This window comes from Phocaeicola barnesiae DSM 18169 = JCM 13652, from assembly GCF_000374585.1.
In the GTDB taxonomy this organism is placed as follows: domain Bacteria; phylum Bacteroidota; class Bacteroidia; order Bacteroidales; family Bacteroidaceae; genus Phocaeicola; species Phocaeicola barnesiae.
Genome location: NZ_KB894648.1, coordinates 1 through 21,222 on the forward strand (window position 1 = coordinate 1; position 21,222 = coordinate 21,222).

18 protein-coding genes and 1 rRNA gene are annotated in these 21,222 nt (G+C 48.9%); 15 read left to right on the top strand and 4 right to left on the bottom strand.

Annotated elements, in window-relative coordinates:
- Positions 1-86: 86 nt before the first annotated feature.
- Positions 87-195, top strand: a 5S ribosomal RNA gene (gene rrf, locus C510_RS0107100).
- Between the two features lie 261 nt (positions 196-456).
- On the opposite strand, the gene nagA (C510_RS0107105) is transcribed toward rrf, so the two are convergent.
- Together nagA (C510_RS0107105) and nagA (C510_RS0107110) are read right to left on the bottom strand one after the other, a co-directional pair.
- Positions 457-1,623: an N-acetylglucosamine-6-phosphate deacetylase gene (nagA, locus tag C510_RS0107105; RefSeq protein ID WP_018710648.1), complete on the bottom strand. Its 1,167-nt coding sequence runs from the start codon at positions 1,621-1,623 to the stop codon at positions 457-459.
- A 12-nt stretch (positions 1,624-1,635) separates the two neighbouring features.
- Positions 1,636-2,802, bottom strand: coding sequence for an N-acetylglucosamine-6-phosphate deacetylase (gene nagA, locus C510_RS0107110; protein ID WP_018710649.1), 1,167 nt, complete (start codon positions 2,800-2,802; stop codon positions 1,636-1,638).
- A gap of 308 nt (positions 2,803-3,110) precedes the next feature.
- On the opposite strand from nagA (C510_RS0107110), the gene C510_RS0107115 reads away from it, so the two are divergent.
- The 5 genes from C510_RS0107115 to der all read left to right on the top strand — a co-directional run bounded on the left by C510_RS0107115 (position 3,111) and on the right by der (position 7,264).
- Complete coding sequence (locus tag C510_RS0107115; RefSeq protein ID WP_018710650.1) at positions 3,111-3,644, top strand: YceD family protein; 534 nt, start codon at positions 3,111-3,113, stop codon at positions 3,642-3,644.
- A 16-nt stretch (positions 3,645-3,660) separates the two neighbouring features.
- Positions 3,661-3,846: a 50S ribosomal protein L32 gene (rpmF, locus tag C510_RS17060; RefSeq protein WP_022339270.1), complete on the top strand. Its 186-nt coding sequence runs from the start codon at positions 3,661-3,663 to the stop codon at positions 3,844-3,846.
- A 103-nt stretch (positions 3,847-3,949) separates the two neighbouring features.
- Positions 3,950-4,951, top strand: coding sequence for a beta-ketoacyl-ACP synthase III (locus C510_RS0107120; RefSeq protein WP_025892301.1), 1,002 nt, complete (start codon positions 3,950-3,952; stop codon positions 4,949-4,951).
- 84 nt (positions 4,952-5,035) lie between these two features.
- Positions 5,036-5,917 (top strand): GTPase Era, encoded by an 882-nt coding sequence (gene era / locus C510_RS0107125; RefSeq protein ID WP_018710652.1) that lies wholly within the window; start codon positions 5,036-5,038, stop codon positions 5,915-5,917.
- A 33-nt stretch (positions 5,918-5,950) separates the two neighbouring features.
- Positions 5,951-7,264, top strand: coding sequence for a ribosome biogenesis GTPase Der (gene der, locus C510_RS0107130; RefSeq protein WP_018710653.1), 1,314 nt, complete (start codon positions 5,951-5,953; stop codon positions 7,262-7,264).
- Between the two features lie 109 nt (positions 7,265-7,373).
- Here the strand turns inward: der and C510_RS0107135 are convergent, their stop codons facing one another.
- On the bottom strand, positions 7,374-8,138 hold the full coding sequence (locus tag C510_RS0107135; RefSeq protein ID WP_018710654.1) for an ABC transporter ATP-binding protein: 765 nt from the start codon (positions 8,136-8,138) through the stop codon (positions 7,374-7,376).
- On the bottom strand, positions 8,135-8,878 hold the full coding sequence (locus tag C510_RS0107140) for an MlaE family ABC transporter permease (protein WP_018710655.1): 744 nt from the start codon (positions 8,876-8,878) through the stop codon (positions 8,135-8,137). Before C510_RS0107140 ends, C510_RS0107135 begins: the two co-directional genes overlap by 4 nt.
- Positions 8,879-9,007: 129 nt before the next feature.
- Between C510_RS0107140 and lptB the strand changes: the two genes are divergently transcribed.
- From lptB to C510_RS0107185, 9 genes are all read left to right on the top strand, one after another.
- On the top strand, positions 9,008-9,838 hold the full coding sequence (lptB, locus tag C510_RS0107145) for an LPS export ABC transporter ATP-binding protein (protein WP_018710656.1): 831 nt from the start codon (positions 9,008-9,010) through the stop codon (positions 9,836-9,838).
- A gap of 116 nt (positions 9,839-9,954) precedes the next feature.
- Complete coding sequence (gene tig / locus C510_RS0107150; protein ID WP_018710657.1) at positions 9,955-11,301, top strand: trigger factor; 1,347 nt, start codon at positions 9,955-9,957, stop codon at positions 11,299-11,301.
- Between the two features lie 160 nt (positions 11,302-11,461).
- A complete protein-coding gene (gene clpP, locus C510_RS0107155; protein WP_022339274.1) occupies positions 11,462-12,136 on the top strand; it encodes an ATP-dependent Clp endopeptidase proteolytic subunit ClpP in 675 nt (224 codons plus the stop codon).
- 44 nt (positions 12,137-12,180) lie between these two features.
- A complete protein-coding gene (gene clpX / locus C510_RS0107160; RefSeq protein ID WP_018710659.1) occupies positions 12,181-13,428 on the top strand; it encodes an ATP-dependent Clp protease ATP-binding subunit ClpX in 1,248 nt (415 codons plus the stop codon).
- 138 nt (positions 13,429-13,566) lie between these two features.
- Positions 13,567-15,750 (top strand): DNA helicase RecQ, encoded by a 2,184-nt coding sequence (gene recQ, locus C510_RS0107165; RefSeq protein WP_018710660.1) that lies wholly within the window; start codon positions 13,567-13,569, stop codon positions 15,748-15,750.
- A 194-nt stretch (positions 15,751-15,944) separates the two neighbouring features.
- Positions 15,945-17,420 (top strand): IMP dehydrogenase, encoded by a 1,476-nt coding sequence (guaB, locus tag C510_RS0107170; RefSeq protein ID WP_025892302.1) that lies wholly within the window; start codon positions 15,945-15,947, stop codon positions 17,418-17,420.
- 113 nt (positions 17,421-17,533) lie between these two features.
- Positions 17,534-18,928, top strand: coding sequence for a peptidylprolyl isomerase (locus C510_RS16255; protein ID WP_018710662.1), 1,395 nt, complete (start codon positions 17,534-17,536; stop codon positions 18,926-18,928).
- Positions 18,929-18,963: 35 nt separating this feature from the next.
- Positions 18,964-19,818: a peptidylprolyl isomerase gene (locus C510_RS0107180; RefSeq protein WP_026320138.1), complete on the top strand. Its 855-nt coding sequence runs from the start codon at positions 18,964-18,966 to the stop codon at positions 19,816-19,818.
- Positions 19,819-19,826: 8 nt separating this feature from the next.
- On the top strand, positions 19,827-21,197 hold the full coding sequence (locus C510_RS0107185; RefSeq protein WP_018710664.1) for a peptidylprolyl isomerase: 1,371 nt from the start codon (positions 19,827-19,829) through the stop codon (positions 21,195-21,197).
- Positions 21,198-21,222: the final 25 nt, after the last annotated feature.

A 21,222-nucleotide genomic window follows, 5' to 3' on the forward strand; every position in this document is an offset into this window, starting at 1 on the left:
GATGGGTGGCATATACGTCCGGCGCTTGCGTCGGGGACTTGGCACTGTTGCTTGAGAATCATGTTACAGGGATATATGAAAGGTATTCAGGTGACTATAGCACGAAGGTTCCACCTCTTCCCATTCCGAACAGAGAAGTTAAGCTTCGTCACGCCGATGGTACTGCGCAAGTGGGAGAGTAGGTAGTCGCCGTCTTGAGGCCCCGGATTCCGCAAGGAGGTCCGGGGCTTTTTTTGTGTCCCGTCGTGCCGTCGGTCCGCCGGACGCCCCGTACGGTCTTCCGCCGTGAATCCTCCCTTTACTTTCTTTTGTATCTATACTATTGTATAAATTGGCAACTGAATGATATATGATTTTAGCATGCATTCGGATTAATAGAAATAGAAAAGGAGGCAGTTCCTTATTCTTTGGGGAGAAATAGGAACTACCTCCTTTGTATTGGAGTAAAAAGATGAATTAATGTATCAGCGTATTGGTGCCTTCTACCATGTTTCCGGCAGCGAATACACAACGTACATTCAGTTTTTTGTCGAGAATCAGGATATCGGCATCCTTGCCGCGCTGGAGGGTACCCTTGCGGTCGCCTACGCCGATGATGTTGGCCGGAGTTTCGGAAGCCATGCGGATGGCATCGGCTACCGGAATGTTTGCCTTGAAGGCCATGACTTGAACCAGCTTGTCCATGGTGGCGATACTACCTGCCAGGGAAGAATGGTCAGCCAGCTTGCAGACACCGTTCTCAATGATGTAGCGTGGGTCGTCCACTTCGCCGTCGTAAGCGGCATATTTCAGAGCGTCGGTTACCAGACAGGTCTTTTCTACGCCTTTTACCTTATAGACCAGCTTCAGGATGGTAGCCGGCAGGTGGATACCGTCGGCAATGACTTCCACCGTCATCGGGTCGGTCAGGTAAACGCTTTCAACCGTACCTTCGTACTTGTATTCGCGGCGTTTGTGGAAGCCCGGCATGGCGTTATAGAAATGGGCGGCGTGGGTGAAGCCGGCCTGGTAGGCAGCCTTGATTTCATCGTATTCGGCCTCGGTGTGGGTGATGGCAGTCAGGATACCCCGTGAGGTGGTCTCATGCGCGAACTCGTGCGCGCCCGGCAGCTCCGGACTGATGTCCCAGCGCTTGATACAGGTGGTGCTGTCCAGCAACGGCAGGTATTCGTTGGGATCCGGGTCCTTTAGGCAGTCTTCCCATTGCTTGCCGGCCATCTTCCGGTTCAGGTACGGACCTTCGATGTGCAGTCCCTGAATCTGTCCGTTTCCGGCAGCCATGAGTTGCTCGCAGGTTTCTACCGCCTGGCGGATGGTATCGAAACTGGAAGAAGAGAGGGTGGGGAAGATGGTGGTGGCCCCGTGTTTCAGGTGGGCTTCGGTAGCTGCCTGGAAGGCTTCGGGGGTAGCTTCGGTGAAATCGTGTCCGCCGCCACCGTGGCTGTGCATGCTGACATAGCCCGGCACGATGTACATGCCTTTGGCATCAATCACTTTGGCGCCGATGACAGCCAGATCGCTGTTGGTCACTTCCAGAATCTTTCCGTCGCTGATGAGTACGGAACCGTCTTTCAACCACCCTTGCGGGGTGAGGATTTCTCCATTGATTATCTGTGTTAACATAGTCGTTCGTTTTTAAAAGAGTTGGTTTGTTCCTTCCACAATCTTACCCATTGCCCAGACAGCGCGTACGTTCAGGTCTCTGTCCAATGCCATGATGTCGGCATCCTTGCCGCGTTCGAGGGTACCTTTGCGGTCGAGTACGCCCATGATGCGGGCCGGGGTTTCGGAAGCCATCCGGATGGCGTCTTCCAACGGGATTTCGGCTTTCTGTACCATGGTACGGATGAGGCGGTCCATGGTGGCGATACTACCTGCCAGGGCCGAACGGTCGGACAGCTTGCATACGCCGTCTTCGATGATGACACGCGGGTCGAACGCTTCTTTGCTGTCGCTGTCGGCACAGGCCAGGGCATCGGTAATCAGGGCAGTCTTTTCGACTCCTTTTATCTTATGTACCAGGCGCAGGATGGTAGGAGGCACATGGATACCGTCGGCTACCACTTCTACGGTCATGTCGTCCATCAGGTAGATACTTTCTACCGTACCTTCGTACTTGTATTCGCGGCGCTTGTGGAAACCCGGCATGGCGTTATAGAAGTGAGTGGCATGGGTATAGCCGGCATAATAACCGGTATAGATGTCTTCGAATTCGGCCTGGGTGTGTCCGGCAGCGGCCAGCACGCCTTTCGAAGTGATGTATTTGGCGAACTGCATGGCACCCGGCAGCTCGGGAGCGGCATCCCAACGCTTGATGCAGTGGGTTTCTTCCAGCAACGGGATGTATTCTTCCGGATCGGGGTTCTTGATGTTTTCCGGCATCTGGCCGCCGGCCATCTTCATGTTGAAATAATGTCCTTCCAGGTGAAGTCCGAGTACCGGGCTGTCCGGTTCACTCATCAGTTTTTCGGTAGTAGCCGCTGCGGCGCGGATCATCGGGATAGTAGAAGAAGAGAGGGTAGGGAAGATACTGGTAGTACCGTGTTTCATGTGGGTGTGGATGGCGGTGCGGAATGCGTCTTCGGTGCCTTCCATAAAGTCACGGCCACCTCCTCCGTGTACATGGATTTCGATACCGCCCGGTACGATGTACATGCCTTTGGCATCAATCAATGTGGCTCCGACAACGGCCAGGTCACAATTTGTCACTTCCAGAATCTTGTTGTCACGGATCAGGACAGACCCGTCTTTCAGCCAGCCCTGAGGGGTCAGGATGCGGGCATTTATTATTTGGGTTAACATAATGGTGAGATAATAATTATTTTTATTTTAAAACTGCGTAAATATACTTAATTAAAATAAGAATCCGCCCTGTTGTCCGGTTTTTTTAAGAATCCGGCGGATATTTCTGTGAAAAGTGTTCCGTAGACGCCTTATTCCTTTTATATATAAGGCGATTGTAGCCGGTCGTAAACCGGCTCGGAACATTTTTTAGGAAATAAAAAAGGAATTTCTAGATAAAATCAATAATTATTTGTATCTTTGTCGCCCGATTTATATAGTATTGCGAATTGGGAAAACTTGCTAAATATAAGGTTGAACTGAAAAATATGCGCGAAGACGCATGCAGTTATGAGTACGAACTGACGAATCAGTTCTTTACAGACATCGATGCCAGCGAAATCCACAAAGGCCAGCTGAACGTACAGCTGAAGGTGAAGAAAAGCATAGGTGCCTATGTGCTGGATTTCCATATCACAGGTAGTGTGACGGTGCCGTGCGACCGGTGCCTGAGCGATCTGGAACTTCCGGTGGATACCGAGAACGTACTGAAAGTGAAGCTGGGAGCCGAGTTTTCCGATGAAGACGATATGGTGATTGTCACCGAAGAGGACGGCTATATCAACGTGGCCTGGTTCCTGTATGAATTCATCGAACTGAGCCTGCCTATGAAGCATGTACATGCGCCGGGCAAGTGTAACAAAGGTATGATGGGCGTTCTGAAGAAGCACATGACCCATGCTGCCGATGATGAAGAAGCACCTGTCTTTGACGATGAGGAGAATGACCTGCCGGACGGCGGGGAGGAGACTCCAACAGATCCGAGATGGAATGAACTGAAAAAAATATTAGATAATAATTAAATAAAAGTTTAGAAAAATGGCACATCCAAAAAGAAGACAATCAAAAACGAGAACTGCGAAGAGAAGAACTCACGATAAGGCAGTTGCTCCTACTTTGGCTATCTGCCCGAACTGCGGCGCATGGCATGTTTATCACACTGTTTGTGGAGCTTGCGGTTATTATAGAGGGAAAGTAGCAATCGAAAAAGAAGCTGCTGTATAATCGGCACGCTTCATTAACCTGTTTGCGTAATCACGGATAAAGCCGGAGGGCCTTCGGCTCCCCGGCTTTATCCGTTGAATGACGTGAATCAAAACTTGGAATGATGGAAAAAATTAATGCTGTAATTACAGGTGTCGGCGGTTATGTGCCTGATTATGTGTTGACCAACGATGAGTTGTCAAGAATGGTGGATACCAACGACGAGTGGATCATGACCCGTATCGGAGTAAAGGAAAGACGTATCTTGAACGAAGAAGGTCTGGGTACTTCCTACATGGCACGTAAGGCTGCCAAGCAGTTGATGCAGAAAACCGGATCAGACCCTGCTTCTATCGACTGTGTAATCGTGGCTACGACGACTCCTGACTTTCATTTCCCCTCTACAGCTTCTATCCTGTGCGACAAGCTGGGCCTGAAGAATGCCTATGCCTTCGACCTGCAGGCTGCTTGTAGCGGTTTTCTGTTCGCCATGGAAACGGCTGCCGGTATGATTCAGTCCGGACGTCATAAGAAAATCATCATTGTCGGTGCCGACAAGATGTCGTCGATGGTGAATTATGCTGACCGTGCCACTTGTCCGATTTTCGGTGACGGCGCCGCTGCATGTATGGTGGAAGCTACTACAGAAGACTATGGTATCATGGACTCTATCCTGCGGACCGACGGTAAGGGACTTCCGTTCCTGCACATGAAGGCCGGAGGTTCGGTATGTCCTCCTTCTTATTTTACGGTAGCCAACAAGATGCACTACCTGTATCAGGAAGGCCGTACCGTATTCAAGTATGCTGTATCGAACATGTCGGACGCTACCGTTCAGATAGCTGAAAGAAACGGCTTGAGCAAGGACAACATCGACTGGATTGTTCCGCATCAGGCTAATCTGCGTATCATCGACGCGGTGGCTTCCCGCCTGGAAGTACCTCTGGAAAAGGTGATGGTGAATATCCAGCGTTACGGAAACACCAGCGCCGGTACATTGCCGCTTTGCCTGTGGGACTACGAAAAGCAGCTGAAGAAGGGCGATAACATCATCTTCACTGCGTTCGGTGCCGGATTTACCTGGGGAGCAGCGTATGTGAAATGGGGATATGACGGTAGCAAATAATACGAAAGATAGTTAAATAACCGAATACAAAAAAACGCATCTCAACCTGATGCGTTTTTTTGTCTGTAAACGAACGGATTGATTATGCATAAAGCCGGATTTGTGAATATTGTGGGTAATCCGAATGTCGGAAAGTCTACATTGATGAACCTGCTGGTGGGGGAACGTATCTCCATCGCTACGTTCAAGGCGCAGACAACGCGTCACCGTATCATGGGTATCCTGAATACGGAGGACATGCAGATTGTCTTCTCTGATACTCCTGGGGTGCTGAAACCCAACTACAAACTGCAGGAGTCTATGCTGAACTTTTCGGAATCGGCCCTGGTGGACGCAGACGTCCTGCTCTATGTGACCGACACGGTAGAGAAGCCCGACAAGAACGGCGAGTTCATGGAAAAGGTGCGGAACCTGACTGTACCGGTCCTGCTGCTGATCAACAAGATTGACCTGACCAACCAGGAAACCCTGGAAAAACTGGTGGAAGATTGGCATGAACTGCTGCCGCAGGCAGAGATTATTCCGATTTCGGCCATTGCCAAATTCAATGTAGATGTGGTGATGAAACGCATCAAGGAACTGCTGCCCGACTCTCCTCCTTATTTCGGTAAGGACCAGTGGACCGACAAGCCGGCACGCTTCTTTGTGACGGAAATCATCCGCGAGAAAATCCTGCTCTATTACGACAAGGAAATCCCTTACTCGGTAGAGGTCGTGGTGGAGCAGTTCAAGGAAGAGGCCAAAAGCATCCACATCAACGCGGTCATCTATGTGGAACGTGACTCCCAGAAGGGAATCATCATCGGCCGCCAAGGAAAGGCACTGAAGAAAGTGGCTACTGAAGCGCGCAAGACCTTGGAGCACTTCTTCCAGAAATCCATCTACCTGGAAACTTTCGTGAAGGTGGACAAGGACTGGAGAAGCTCGGACAAGGAACTGAAGAATTTTGGATATCAATTAGATTAATGAACGGCTGCGAAGCTGTAAACAAAACAGAATATGGGAAATTTAGTAGCAATTGTGGGACGCCCCAATGTGGGGAAGTCGACACTGTTTAACCGCCTGACCAAGACGCGTCAGGCTATCGTGAATGAACAGGCCGGAACAACCCGCGATCGCCAGTACGGCAAATCGGAGTGGCTCGGAAAGGAGTTCTCTGTCGTGGATACCGGAGGATGGGTAGTGAACTCGGATGACGTGTTCGAAGAAGAAATCCGTAAACAGGTGGTATTGGCCATTGATGAGGCCGATGTGGTCCTGTTTGTAGTGGATGTAATGAACGGTGTGACCGACCTGGACATGGAGGTGGCAGGCATCCTGCGCCGCTCCAAGACACCGGTCATCCTGGTGGCCAACAAGACTGATAATATCGATCTGCAGTATAACGCTGCGGAATTCTATACGCTGGGACTCGGAGACCCTTACTGTATCTCTGCCATGAGCGGAAGCGGTACGGGCGATCTGCTGGACCTGGTGGTAAGCAAGTTCCGGAAAGAAACCGATGAGATACTGGATGAGGACATACCGCGCTTTGCGGTGGTAGGACGTCCGAATGCCGGAAAATCGTCTATCGTAAATGCCTTCATCGGCGAGGAACGGAACATCGTGACGGATATTGCCGGAACGACCCGCGACTCGATCTATACCCGGTATGACAAGTTCGGATTTGACTTCTACCTGGTGGATACGGCCGGTATCCGCAAGAAGAACAAGGTGAGCGAGGACCTGGAATATTACTCGGTAGTCCGTTCCATCCGCTCCATCGAGAATTCGGACGTGTGTATCCTGATGCTGGACGCTACCCGGGGTATCGAAGGCCAGGATCTGAACATTTTCTCGCTGATTCAGCGTAACCAGAAAGGGCTGGTAGTCGTGGTGAACAAATGGGACCTGGTGGAAGACAAGAGCGTGAAGGTGATGAAGACTTTCGAGGATGCCATCCGCAACCGTTTTGCTCCGTTTACCGATTTCCCCATCATCTTTGCTTCGGCACTGACCAAACAGCGTATCTTCAAGGTACTGGAAGCGGCTAAGGAGGTCTATCAGGCACGTACCTCACGCATTCCGACTGCCCGGCTGAACGAAGAACTGCTCCCGCTGATTGAGGCTTATCCGCCTCCTTCAAACAAGGGCAAGTATATCAAGATAAAGTATATCACTCAGCTGCCGAATACGCAGGTGCCTTCGTTCGTGTTCTTCGCCAACCTGCCGCAGTATGTGAAGGAGCCGTACAAGCGTTTCCTGGAAAACAAGATGCGTGAACGCTGGAAACTGTCGGGTACTCCGATCAATATCTTTATCCGTCAGAAATAGGCTGTGGCCTGCATCTATACAGAAAGGCATGAACCTGTTTCCCGTAAGGGGGCAGATTCATGCCTTTTCTGATGCTTATCGGTGCCGGAACGTGACGTCCGGAAATGATTTACCGTTGTTTCAGACCTTCGTCCTTTACTTTACGCAGCAGGTCGGATGCGAAGATGAAGTTGTTCAGCCGTTCGTTGGTGGCGGTGAATACATCGTTCTTGGTTCCTTCCCATTCCTTGTGTCCCTGGTAGATGTAAAGGATGCTGTCGCCGATGCCCATTACGGAGTTCATGTCGTGGGTATTGATGATGGTGGTCATGTTGTACTCGGTGGTGATGTCATGAATCAGGGCATCGATAACCAGCGAGGTCTTCGGGTCGAGTCCCGAGTTCGGCTCGTCGCAGAACAGGTACTTGGGCTGCAGGGCGATGGCACGGGCAATGGCTACACGTTTCTGCATACCGCCACTGATTTCGCCGGGGTATTTGTTCTGGGCATCGGTCAGGTTGACACGGTCCAGACAGAACTGGGCCCGTTTCACACGGTCGCGGTAGGTGTCGTTGGAGAACATGTCGAGCGGGAACATGACATTCTCGAGTACCGAAAGGGAGTCGAACAGGGCGGCGCTCTGGAAAATCATCCCCATCTCACGGCGGAGGGCTTTCTTCTCTTTCTTATCCATGGCGTTGAAATCGCGGCTGTCGTATAGGATATGCCCCTTCTCCGGAGTGAGCAGTCCGACGATACATTTCATCAGTACGGTCTTTCCGGAACCGCTCTGACCGATAATCAGGTTCGTCTTTCCGTCTTCGAACGAGAAATTGATGTCGTCCAGTACGGTACGTCCCTCGAAGGATTTATAGATAGATTCAAGCTTTATCATCCCATTAACAATTGAGTAAGAATTAAATCAGAAAACAGAATCAGTACGCTGCTGCTTACCACTGAATTGGTGCTGGCCTTACCTACCGAGATGGAGCCGCCCTCTACGGTATAGCCGAAATAGGCGGAGACACTGGCAATGATAAAGGCGAAGAACAGCGATTTGATGAAACTGCACCAGATATACCACTCGATGAAGCAGTATTGCAGACCGTATTCCAGGTCGGTGGCATTCATGATCCCGCCGAACCAGGCCGTGCAGAAGGCTCCGAAGATACCGGCGCAGATACTGAAGATGACCAGGAACGGAATCATGGTCATGAGCCCCAGAATCTTGGGCAGAATCAGGTACGAAGCCGAGTTGATACCCATGATGTCGAGCGCGTCAATCTGTTGGGTGACACGCATGGTCCCGATCTCGGAGGCGATGTTGGAACCGACCTTTCCGGCCAGGATGAGACACATGATGGAAGAAGAGAACTCCAACAGGAGGATTTCACGGGTGGTATATCCTACAACGAAGCGTGGCATCCACGGACTTTCGATGTTCAGCTTAATCTGGATACAGATAACCGCACCGATGAAGAAAGAAATCAGCAATACAATACCGATGGAATTGATACCCAACTGGTACATTTCATTGACGTACTGCTTGAAATACATGCGGAATCGTTCAGGGCGTCCGAAGACACGTCCCATGAGCATCAGGTATTTCCCGAAGGTTGTGATGGGTCTTATCATACAGTTTTTCTTATATTTGCGACAAAAGTACGCTTTTTTGGCTATATTATCCTAAAAGATAGAATGAAATTAAAGCTGTCTACCACATAACCCAAGATTTTTACTACTTTTGCGCCAAAGAATCAGAATATGGCAGAACAGGAAAACCTTCAAGAGACAAACGGACAGGCGGCGGAAGCCTTCGAATTGCCTGCCGACGGACGCATGGTGCTCCGTACGGAAAACCTGGTGAAAAAATACGGGAAACGTACGGTGGTGAGTCATGTCTCCATCAACGTGAAGCAAGGGGAAATCGTCGGACTGCTGGGGCCTAACGGCGCCGGTAAGACCACTTCATTCTATATGACCACCGGATTGATTGTGCCCAACGAAGGGCATATCTACCTGAACGATCAGGATATCACTTCCTACCCGGTGTACAAACGTGCCCAGAATGGCATCGGCTACCTGGCACAGGAAGCTTCGGTGTTCCGGAAAATGAGCGTGGAGGACAATATCGCTTCGGTACTGGAGCTGACGAAGACCTCGAAAGAATATCAGAAAGAGAAGCTGGAGAGCCTGATAGCCGAATTCCGCCTGCAGAAGGTGCGCAAGAACCTGGGAGACCAGCTTTCGGGAGGAGAACGCCGACGGACGGAAATCGCCCGCTGCCTGGCCATTGACCCGAAATTCATCATGCTGGACGAGCCGTTTGCGGGAGTAGACCCCATTGCGGTAGAAGACATCCAGCACATCGTATGGAAACTGAAGGACAAGAATATCGGTATCCTGATTACCGACCACAACGTACAGGAAACCCTGAGTATTACGGACCGTGCCTACCTGCTGTTCGAAGGGAAAATCCTGTTCCAAGGTACTCCGGAGGAGCTGGCAGCCAACCAGATTGTCCGTGAAAAATACTTGAGTAACAGTTTTGTACTGCGGCGGAAAGACTTCCAGCTGCGTGAAATCCGTGAATGACCCGAGTTGTCCCGTTTTTTTTAGGGTGACAGTTTGGTAGTTGACGGATTAAACACTATTTTTGCAACCTGTTTGGATAAAAGAAAAAGAAGTAACAATTAAAATAAAGATCGGAAATGAATATTTCATTGCAAAATGTTGACAAAGTAAGTGCTGTACTTACTGCTCAGATTGAAAAAGCTGACTATCAGGAAAAAGTAGAAAAGGCTCTGAAGACTTTGCGTCAGAGAGTAAATATGCCGGGATTCCGTAAGGGTATGGTTCCGATGGGACTCATCAAGAAACAGTATGGAACTTCTGTTCTGTTGGAAGAAGTAGACAAGCTGTTGCAGGAAAAAGTCGGCGAATACATCCGTGAAAACAAGGTGAACATGCTGGGTACTCCGCTGCCGAAAGAAAATAACATCAACTTCGAAACAGACGAAAACTTCGAATTCTCTTTCGATATCGCTCTGGCTCCGGAATTCAACGTAGAACTGTCGGCTGCTGACAACCTCGATTACTACGACATCAATGTAACAGACGAAATGGTAGACCAGCAGGTGAAGATGTATACTCAGCGTACCGCTAAATATGAGAAAGTAGAAGACTATCAGGACAATGACATGCTGAAAGGTCTGCTGGCTGAACTGGACGAAAACGGTAACACCAAAGAAGGTGGCCTGCAGGTAGAAGGTGCTGTCATGATGCCTTCATACATGAAGAACGATGACCAGAAAGCTATCTTCAACGGCGCAAAGGTAAATACGGTGTTGGTATTCAACCCGTCGGTAGCTTTCGACAACAACGAAGCTGAACTGGCTTCACTGTTGAAGGTGAAGAAGGAAGACGTTGCTGCTCACACCGGTAACTTCAGCTTCCAGATTGAAGAAATCACTCGCATGATTCCGGGTGAACTGACTCAGGAACTGTTCGACCAGGTATTGGGTGAAGGAAAGGCTTCAAACGAAGAAGAATTCCGCGCTCAGATCAAGGAAGCTATCGCTAAGCAGTTTGAAGGAGACAGCGACTACAAGTTCATGATCGATGTACGTACTTATCTGGCTAACAAGGTTGGTAAGCTGGAATTCGCTGACGGACTGATGAAACGTATCATGTTGGAAAACAACAAGGAAAAAGGCGAAGAGTTCGTAAACGAAAATTACGACAAGAGCCTGGAAGAACTGACATGGCACCTGATCAAGGAAAAACTGGTAGAAGCTAACGGTATCAAGGTAGAACAGGGCGATATCACAGACATGGCGAAGGAAACTACCCGCGCTCAGTTCGCTCAGTACGGTATGATCAATGTTCCTGATGAACTGTTGGAAAACTATTCAAAGGAAATGCTGAAGAAACGTGAAAGCGTAGAGGCACTGGTTAACCGCGTTATCGAATCTAAGTTGGGCGATGCGCTGAAAGCTCAGGTAACCCTGAACCACAAGGCCGTATCTGCAGAAGAATTCAATCAGATGTTCCAGTAATCTCTGATGAAAGCGGAATAAAGCAATTGCTAAAAAATATTAAAAGAAGAGAGGCTTTTGACCCGACTTTTTTCGTAGGAGACACGCGTTTTGTACCTTTGTTTCCTTCGGATGAAAGAGGTTGGAAGCCTCTCTTTTTAATATAAAAATAAGAATGGAAATGAAAGATGATTTTAGAAAGTATGCTACCAAACATTTGGGTATGAGTAGCATGGTACTTGATGACGTAATCAACTCGCAGGCCAGTTATCTGAATCCTTATATCCTGGAGGAACGCCAGTTGAACGTTACTCAGCTGGATGTCTTCTCCCGTTTGATGATGGACCGCATCATCTTCCTGGGAACTCCCATCGACGATTATACAGCCAACACCTTGCAGGCACAGTTGCTGTACCTGGACTCAGTAGATTCCGGCAAGGACATCTCTATTTATATCAACTCTCCGGGCGGCTCGGTATATGCCGGTCTGGGTATTTATGATACCATGCAGTTCATCAGCAGCGATGTCGCTACAATCTGTACCGGAATGGCGGCTTCGATGGCGGCCGTACTGCTGGTAGCCGGAAAAGAAGGAAAACGTTCTGCATTGACCCACTCACGGGTGATGATTCACCAGCCGATGGGCGGCGCACAGGGACAGGCATCGGATATTGAAATCACAGCCCGCGAAATCCAAAAGTTGAAAAAGGAACTGTATACCATTATCGCCGATCATTCGCATACTGACTTCGATAAGGTGTGGGCAGACTCTGACCGCGACTACTGGATGACTGCTCAGGAAGCCAAGGAATATGGCATGATTGATGAAGTCCTTTCACGCAAGCCTTCACTCTAACGGGGAAGGCCTGTGTATTTGTCGTTCATTTAAAACAGATTATTTTGGAAGATAAGAAATCAACAAAAGGCAACAAACGGCACTGCAGTTTCTGCGGCCGTTCGGAAGATGAGGTCGGTTTCCTGATTACCGGCGTCAACGGATGTATCTGTGACAGTTGTTCGGAACAGGCCCATGAAATCGTGAAAGAGGCCATGCGGCAGAAGAACAGCCCTAGTAGCTTGAACCTGAGTGAACTGCCGAAACCGAAAGAAATCAAGGACTTCCTGGACCAGTATGTCATCGGCCAGGACGACGCCAAACGTTATTTGTCGGTAGCGGTATATAATCATTACAAACGGTTGATGCAGCCGGTAACCAAGGATGATGTGGAAATTGAAAAATCAAACATCATCATGGTGGGAAGCACCGGTACAGGCAAGACCTTGCTGGCGCGTACCATTGCCAAGTTGCTGAATGTACCTTTTACCATTGTCGACGCTACAGTCTTGACAGAAGCCGGTTATGTGGGTGAAGACATCGAAAGTATCCTGACCCGTTTGCTGCAGGTGGCCGATTACAATGTGGAAGAGGCGGAACGGGGAATCGTCTTCATCGATGAAATCGATAAGATTGCCCGTAAGGGGGACAACCCTTCCATTACGCGTGATGTGAGTGGAGAAGGTGTACAGCAGGGCTTGCTGAAGCTGCTGGAGGGCTCCATCGTGAATGTTCCTCCCCAAGGCGGACGTAAGCATCCGGAACAGAAGCTGATTCCGGTCAATACGAAGAATATCCTGTTTATCTGTGGAGGTGCCTTCGACGGTATCGAACGGAAGATTGCGCAGCGCCTGAATACGCATGTGGTAGGATATGGCGCAGCCAAGTCTACCGTCAACATTGACCGCAAGAACATGATGCAGTATATCGCTCCCCAAGACCTGAAGTCATTTGGTCTGATTCCGGAAATCATCGGTCGTCTGCCGATTCTGACTTACCTGAATCCGTTGGACCGTACCGCCTTGCGGAATATCCTGACTGAGCCGAAGAACTCTATCATCAAGCAATATATCAAGCTTTTCGAGATGGATGGGGTGAAGCTGGATTTCGAACCCGATGTGTTCGAGTTTATAGTCGATAAAGCCATCGAGTATAAATTGGGAGCACGCGGCTTGCGCTCGATTGTGGAAACCATCATGATGGATACCATGTTTGATATTCCTTCGCGGAAAGTCGATCATTTTACAGTTACCTTGGACTATGCCAAGGAGCAGATGGATAAGGCCAATCTTTCTAGGTTGCAGATGGCCTGAACGAAAAAAGTAGAGAGAAAATACAAATCTTCAGTAAAATAATAGGCTGAAAATTTGTGTAATTTGGAAAGTTGTTTATAACTTTGTTATCATGAGATTCATTCTTACAAAGAGAAACTACTAATAAAATCTAGGACAATGACGGAAAATATCAATTTAGCGGAGCAACTGAAAAAATATTTTGGTTTTGATACCTTTAAAGGAAATCAGGAAGCCATCATCAGAAACCTGCTCGCCGGAAAGGATACGTTTGTATTGATGCCTACCGGGGGTGGAAAGTCGTTATGCTACCAGCTGCCTTCCCTGCTGATGGAAGGAACAGCAATTGTTATTTCACCGCTCATAGCCTTGATGAAGAATCAGGTGGACGCCATGCGTAACTTCAGCGAAGAAGACGGCGTGGCCCATTTTATCAATTCGTCATTGACCAAGTCGGCCATCGAGCAGGTCAAGGCAGATATCCTTGCCGGAAAGACCAAGCTGCTGTATGTCGCTCCTGAATCGCTGACGAAGGAAGATAATGTAGGCTTCTTGAAACATGTGAAGATTTCTTTCTATGCCGTGGACGAGGCGCATTGTATTTCTGAATGGGGACATGATTTCCGTCCGGAATACCGCCGCATCCGTCCCATCATCAATGAAATAGGGAAAGCGCCTATCATCGCGTTGACCGCTACGGCTACTCCGAAGGTGAAGATGGATATCCAGAAGAGCCTGGGTATTACAGACGCTACGGAATTCAAGTCGTCGTTCAACCGCCCGAACCTGTATTATGAGGTACGCCCGAAGACCAACAACGTAGATAAGGACATCATCAAGTTCATCAAGCAGAATCCGGAGAAATCGGGTATCATTTATTGCTTGAGCCGCAAAAAGGTGGAAGAACTGACCGAGATACTCTGTGCCAACGGTATCAAGGCACGTGCCTATCACGCGGGAATGGATTCGGCTACGCGAAACGCCAATCAGGACGCGTTTCTGAAGGAGGATATCGAGGTGATAGTAGCTACCATCGCGTTTGGTATGGGTATCGACAAGCCGGACGTGCGCTTTGTGATTCATTATGATGTGCCTAAAAGCCTGGAAGGCTATTATCAGGAAACCGGACGGGCCGGACGGGATGGAGGGGAAGGACAGTGCATCACCTTCTATTCCAACAAGGACTTGCAGAAACTGGAGAAGTTCATGCAGGGAAAGCCGGTATCTGAACAGGAAATCGGAAAACAGCTGCTGCTGGAAACAGCGGCGTATGCCGAATCGTCCGTATGTCGTAGAAAGGTACTCTTGCATTATTTCGGAGAAGAATATACTGAGGACAATTGTGGAAACTGTGATAACTGTTTAAATCCGAAAAAACAAGTGGAAGCTCAGGACTCGTTGTGTGCAGTGATTGAAACAATCATTGCGGTGAAAGAAAATTTCAAACAAGATTATATCGTAGATGTGCTGTTGGGTAGAGAAACTTCGGAAGTATTGGCCCATAAGCACGAAGACTTGGAGGTGTTCGGTTCCGGAATGGGTGAGGAAGACCGGTTGTGGAACGCGGTCATCCGTCAGGGACTGATTGCCGGATACCTGGACAAGGATGTCGAAAATTACGGCCTGCTTAAGGTGACTCCGGAAGGACACAAATTCTTGAAGAAACCCAAATCATTCAAGATTGTAGAAGATACGGATTTCGATGAAGAAGAAGCGGAAGAGACTCCGATGCGGAGCGGCGCTTCGTGTGCGGTCGATCCGGTGCTGTACTCCATGCTGAAGGATTTGCGTAAGAAGATGTCAAAGAAGCTGGACGTTCCTCCTTACGTCATTTTCCAGGATCCTTCGCTGGAAGCCATGGCAACCATCTATCCGGTTACATTGGAGGAACTTCAGAATATTCCGGGAGTGGGAGCCGGAAAGGCAAAGCGTTATGGTCAGGAATTCTGTGAACTGATCAGAAAGCACTGCGACGAAAACGAGATAGACCGTCCGGAAGATTTGCGCGTACGTACTGTCGCCAACAAATCGAAACTGAAGGTATCCATTATTCAAAGCATCGACCGGAAAGTGGCATTGGATGACATTGCTGTAGCCAAAGGTATCGAGTTCAGTGAACTGCTGGATGAAATCGAAGCTATTGTTTATTCAGGTACCAAACTGAATATCGATTATTTCCTGAACGAAATCATGGATGAAGATCACATGCAGGACATCTATGATTATTTCAAGGAATCTACTACCGATAAGATTGATGATGCAATGGATGAGCTGGGCGACGATTATACGGAAGACGAAATCCGTCTGGTTCGCATCAAGTTCATATCAGAGATGGCCAACTGATCATTGTCACGATAGCATACGTGTGGTAACAGGGTAGACAGAGGCTTCTGTCACACCCTGTTGCCACATTTTTTTCGGATACCGTCCGGTGTGTGGCAAATGAAGCGTAAATAAAAAAAAGATGTTAAGCATGCTTCTGAATTTGAATAAAAATTGTATATTTGCACGCAATAAATTCTAAAGCATAAAGCCCTATGTCATTTATTGCAGATAAAGTTGTAATGGACGGATTAACCTATGATGATGTATTGTTGATTCCGGCCTATTCTGATGTATTACCCAAAGCTGTCGAGCTCACGACCAGATTCTCCAGAAACATCGAGTTGAAAATTCCTTTTGTAACTGCTGCCATGGATACAGTTACAGAGGCCCAGATGGCCATTGCGATTGCCCGCGAAGGAGGTATCGGTGTGATTCATAAAAACATGTCTATCGAAGAACAGGCACGTCAGGTTGCCATCGTAAAACGTGCCGAGAACGGTATGATTTACGACCCTGTAACCATCAAGCGTGGGTCTACGGTAGAAGATGCGTTGAACATTATGGCAGAATATAAGATTGGCGGTATACCTGTGGTAGATGATGAGAATTACCTGGTAGGTATCGTAACCAATCGTGACCTGCGTTTTGAGAAGGATATGCACAAACGTATCGACGAAGTGATGACGAAAGAAAACATCATCACCACGACTCCGGGTACGGATATGGAAACTGCTTCCCAGATTCTGCAGGAAAATAAGATTGAAAAACTGCCGGTAGTCGACAAGGCTGGTAAACTGGTAGGTCTGATTACTTATAAGGACATTACAAAAGCTAAAGATAAACCGATGGCTTGTAAGGATGCCAAAGGACGTCTGCGTGTAGCCGCAGGTGTTGGTGTGACATCGGATACGTTGCAACGCATGGAGGCATTGATTAATGCCGGCGCTGATGCCATTGTCATCGATACGGCTCACGGACATTCTCAGGGCGTTATCGATAAGCTGAAAGAAGCCAAGAAGAGATTCCCGGATGTAGACATTGTGGTAGGTAACATTGCTACTGGCGATGCTGCCAAGATGTTGGTTGAGGCCGGAGCTGATGCGGTAAAAGTGGGTATCGGTCCGGGTTCTATCTGTACAACCCGTGTCGTAGCCGGTGTGGGGGTTCCCCAGTTGAGCGCGGTATACGATGTTGCCAAAGCACTGGAAGGTACCGATGTGCCTTTGATTGCTGACGGTGGTCTGCGTTATTCAGGCGATGTAGTCAAGGCTTTGGCTGCAGGTGCATACAGTGTGATGATCGGTTCATTGGTAGCCGGTACAGAGGAATCACCGGGCGACACCATCATCTTCAACGGCCGTAAATTCAAATCTTACCGTGGAATGGGTTCTCTGGAAGCTATGGAACATGGTTCAAAGGACCGTTACTTCCAGGCAGATACCGTCGATGTCAAGAAACTGGTTCCGGAAGGTATCGCAGCCCGTGTTCCTTACAAAGGTACTTTGTATGAGGTGATTTATCAGTTGGTAGGTGGTTTGCGTTCCGGTATGGGATATTGCGGCGCACACAATATCATGCAGTTGCACAATGCGAAGTTCACCCGCATCACAAATGCCGGTGTACTGGAAAGCCATCCGCATGATGTGGCCATTACCAGTGAGGCTCCTAACTACAGCCGTCCTCAGTAATTTTGAGATTAATCAGAACTGAACGATAAAGAATCGGGCACGAGTTACACGATGGAATACAGTGACTATTCCAGGGGTGTGATTCGTGCCTGTTTTGTCATTGAAGGAAATATATGAACAGCAAACGATTGTGGGGGTTCCTGTTGGGAATCGTCCTTCTGTACACTTTACCGATGTACGGTGCCATGCCGGACAAGACGCTGCTGCGTATCGGCGGGAACGAAGTTACCTCTTCGGAGTTCGAATCTTATTACCGCATGTACGCCGATTCTGCGATGGAGACACCGCAGCATTACCTGTCTCGTTTTGTCCTGTTCAAATTGAAGGTGGCCGATGCCCGTCGGCAGGGGTGGGATACGCTCCCAGATTTCCGGCAGGCATGCAGCGTACTTCAGGCTCAGGTCCTGAAGCGGGCACTGGTAGATGCCGATAAGAAAAAGGCTTTTCTGCGTGAATGTTATCAGCGGGAATCGGCACGGGTACAGTTGCGCCAGTGGGTGCGTATGGAGAGTGTCAGTATTCTGCTTCCGCAGTCCGCCTCCAGGAGTTGGTTGCGGCAGGCACAGGACCGGATGGAGGAGGTCAGCCGGAAGTTGCGCCAGGGAATGAGCCTGGAAGAAGCAGTCGGACAGTTTCCGCAGCAGAAGGACATCAGTCTCGTGGTGGATACGGATACACTCTGGCGTCCGGTGGCAGGACTTCTGCAGGAGTTCTCTGCTCCTTTGCTGGAAATGGACGCAGGCGATTATTCCGCTCCTTTTGTTTCTCCGTTAGGAGTTCATCTGGTCCGTCTGTTGGAACGGAAGCAGGAAGTCGGTTTCACACAGGCCTTGCCTTTACTGGAAAGTTACCTGGACAGATTGGGTGCCAGCTCACAGTGCCTGAACATGGATGCCTATACGGCTTGGAACGGCCAGAGTAAAGGGGCTATTCCTGAAGCGGTGCGTTTGGAACTGCAACAGGTAGCCGATGGCTTGCTGGCTGCCTGTTGGGATAAGCAGAATCACATCGGCGGTCATGCGGATGTGTCTGCGGCCGAACTGGAGCGGTATTTCGACCGGAACCGTTCGGAATATGCCTGGGCTTTCCCTCATTATAAAGGGGCCGTCGTTCATTGTCAGGATAAGAAGGCGGCCAAGAAAATCCGGAAGATGTTGAAGAAAATGCCTGAGAGTGAATGGAACGCGGCCATCCGGAAATGGTCGGAGGAACATCCCGACAGTCCGGCACAGATACAGCAGGGGCTGTTTCAGATAGGGAAGAATCCCTATGTCGATAAGCTGGCCTTCAAGTGCGGGGCCTATCAGCCGAAGGAAGGTTTCCCTTATGTCTTTGTGCTGGGGAAACGGTTGAAGGGACCGGAAGTTTATACGGATGTACGCCACGAGGTATTGGAGGATTTCCGGATGGCTCAGGAGGAAGTCCGTCTGGGTGATTTGCGGAAGCGGTTTGCGGTGGAAATCAATCCGGAGATTTTAAAAACCGTTAATTCTAGCGGAAGTAATTAATTTATAGTGTATCTTCGTTCACTCAATTGTCATTCATGAAGCTGAAAGAAGCATTTGGAGGGATTTTCGCACTGTCGCTACTGCTGTCCGGTTGCAGTCAGTCTGTAGACCATCATGGAAAAACTCCGTTGGTGGAAGCCGGTGGTGTGTTCCTGTATCGTGAAGACTTGCTGCCTGTTATTCCTCCTGCACTGAAGGGAAAGGACAGTGCCCGGTTTGCCGAGGCATACATTCGTGAATGGATAGAAGATGCCTTGCTTTTTCAGAAAGCTGAAGGGAATATTCCTGACAATGCCGCCATCAACGAACGGGTAGCGGCTTACCGGCGTGCATTGATTATGCATACTTACGAAGAAGAACTGGTGCGTCAGGAGGTCGGCGAATACGTTACCGATGCGGAGATTGAACAGTATTATCTGCAGAACAAGGAGCGTTTCCGGGCTGACCAGCCTTACATTCAGGGGCTGTTCCTGAAGGTCCCGCTTCATGCGCCGCAATTGAATCAGGTCCGTGCCTGGTGCAGGAAAGTTACGGCGGACAATATCGATAAGCTGGAAAAGTACAGCATTGGCAATGCGGTGAGCTATGACAGCTTTCTGGACGGATGGAAGCCGGTATCGGAATACGCAGGGAAACTACCGGCACGGACACTTACGTCCGACCCCGATTATCTGAACCGGAACCGGAACGTGGAAGTCCGTGATACGGCTTTCTGTTATTTCCTGCACGTTGAGAATTATTTGCCTCCTGGAGGCACATTGCCTTTGGAACATGCCAGGAATGAGATCAAGGAACTATTAATTAACCTGAAGCGGGTAGATTATATAAATCAGATGAAGAAGAATCTGTATACTACCGCTTCAGAAAACAAGGAAATAATCTATTATTGACTATTCGGATGAATAAGATGAATTTTACAAGAATTTGCGCTTGTCTGCTTTTTCTGCTGCTGGGAGTGAACATGTATGCTCAGGAAAATGTGATAGACGAAGTGGTATGGGTTGTCGGTGATGAGGCCATATTGAAATCGGATGTGGAAACCGAACGCCTGAATGCCCAGTATGAAGGGCGTCGTTTCGAAGGAGACCCGTATTGTGTGATACCGGAAGAACTGGCTGTACAGAAACTGTTCCTCCATCAGGCGGAGATAGACAGTGTGACGGTATCCGATCAGGAAGTTCTGCAAGAGGTAGACCGACGTCTCTCGTGGCTGGAAGAGCAGATCGGTTCGAAAGAAAAGATGGAAGAATATTACAACAAGACTACCACCCAGATTCGGGAAATGTTGCGTGAAAATATTCGCGACGGATTAACCGTACAGGAAATGCAGAAGAAAATTGTAGGTGATATCAAATTGACTCCTGCCGAGGTGCGGAATTATTTCAATAAGTTGCCCGATGACAGTATTCCGTATGTACCGATGCAGGTGGAAGTACAGATTATTACTCGTGAGCCGAAGGTGAAGGAAGAAGAGATAGAACGCGTAAAAAAGGAATTGCGTGATTTTACCGACCGTATCAACAAAGGTGAAACCACTTTCTCTACGTTGGCCCGTATGTACTCCGAAGACCCAGGTTCGGCCCGTAAAGGCGGTGAATATGGATTTACCGGTCGGGGCGAGTTGACTCCGGAATTTGCCAATGTGGTGTTCAACCTGACTGACCCGAAAAAGATTTCTAAAGTGTTCGAGACAGAATATGGTTATCACATCGCTCAGTTGATAGAAAAACGTGGTGACCGTATCAGTTACCGTCATATCCTCCTGAAACCGAAAGTGGATGAAGCAGAAATCAATGAGGCACTCGAGAAGCTGGATACCTTGGCCAATGATATCCGTAAAGGAAAGGTTACCTTCGATGAGGCGGCTACCTGGGTGTCGCAGGATAAAGATACGAAGAACAACCATGGCTTGTTGGCCAATCCGCAGAGTGGAACTTCCCGTTTCGAAATGCAGCAGTTGGCCGGATTCGTTTCTCAGGAGGTAGCAAAAGCGGTCGAGAACCTGCAGATCGGCGAGGTTTCACAGCCGTTTACCATGGTGAACAGCAAAGGCAAAGAGGTGTGTGCCATTGTCAAGCTGAAGAATCGGATTGACGGACATAAGGCTACGATTACCGAAGACTATCAACGCCTGAAGTCTATCGTAACAGCTAAACGCAGTGAAGAAAAATTGCAGAAGTGGATTGTTGAGAAACAGAAGAATACGTATGTCCGTGTTAATCCGGACTGGAGAAAGTGTGATTTCAAGTATCCGGGGTGGATTAAATAACCGCTGATACCTTGCTATAGAAAGG

Bases quoted from the DNA above. Each gene is read 5' to 3' on its own strand.
- C510_RS0107135 (WP_018710654.1), bottom strand. From the start codon at position 8,138: ATGATAAAGCTTGAATCTATCTATAAATCCTTCGAGGGACGTACCGTA.
- C510_RS0107185 (WP_018710664.1), top strand. From the start codon at position 19,827: ATGAATAAGATGAATTTTACAAGAATTTGCGCTTGTCTGCTTTTTCTG.
- rpmF (WP_022339270.1), top strand. From the start codon at position 3,661: ATGGCACATCCAAAAAGAAGACAATCAAAAACGAGAACTGCGAAGAGA.
- nagA (WP_018710648.1), bottom strand. From the start codon at position 1,623: ATGTTAACACAGATAATCAATGGAGAAATCCTCACCCCGCAAGGGTGG.
- C510_RS0107120 (WP_025892301.1), top strand. From the start codon at position 3,950: ATGGAAAAAATTAATGCTGTAATTACAGGTGTCGGCGGTTATGTGCCT.
- C510_RS0107180 (WP_026320138.1), top strand. From the start codon at position 18,964: ATGAAGCTGAAAGAAGCATTTGGAGGGATTTTCGCACTGTCGCTACTG.
- nagA (WP_018710649.1), bottom strand. From the start codon at position 2,802: ATGTTAACCCAAATAATAAATGCCCGCATCCTGACCCCTCAGGGCTGG.
- der (WP_018710653.1), top strand. From the start codon at position 5,951: ATGGGAAATTTAGTAGCAATTGTGGGACGCCCCAATGTGGGGAAGTCG.
- C510_RS16255 (WP_018710662.1), top strand. From the start codon at position 17,534: ATGAACAGCAAACGATTGTGGGGGTTCCTGTTGGGAATCGTCCTTCTG.
- recQ (WP_018710660.1), top strand. From the start codon at position 13,567: ATGACGGAAAATATCAATTTAGCGGAGCAACTGAAAAAATATTTTGGT.
- guaB (WP_025892302.1), top strand. From the start codon at position 15,945: ATGTCATTTATTGCAGATAAAGTTGTAATGGACGGATTAACCTATGAT.
- clpP (WP_022339274.1), top strand. From the start codon at position 11,462: ATGAAAGATGATTTTAGAAAGTATGCTACCAAACATTTGGGTATGAGT.
- C510_RS0107140 (WP_018710655.1), bottom strand. From the start codon at position 8,878: ATGATAAGACCCATCACAACCTTCGGGAAATACCTGATGCTCATGGGA.
- era (WP_018710652.1), top strand. From the start codon at position 5,036: ATGCATAAAGCCGGATTTGTGAATATTGTGGGTAATCCGAATGTCGGA.
- C510_RS0107115 (WP_018710650.1), top strand. From the start codon at position 3,111: ATGCGCGAAGACGCATGCAGTTATGAGTACGAACTGACGAATCAGTTC.
- lptB (WP_018710656.1), top strand. From the start codon at position 9,008: ATGGCAGAACAGGAAAACCTTCAAGAGACAAACGGACAGGCGGCGGAA.
- tig (WP_018710657.1), top strand. From the start codon at position 9,955: ATGAATATTTCATTGCAAAATGTTGACAAAGTAAGTGCTGTACTTACT.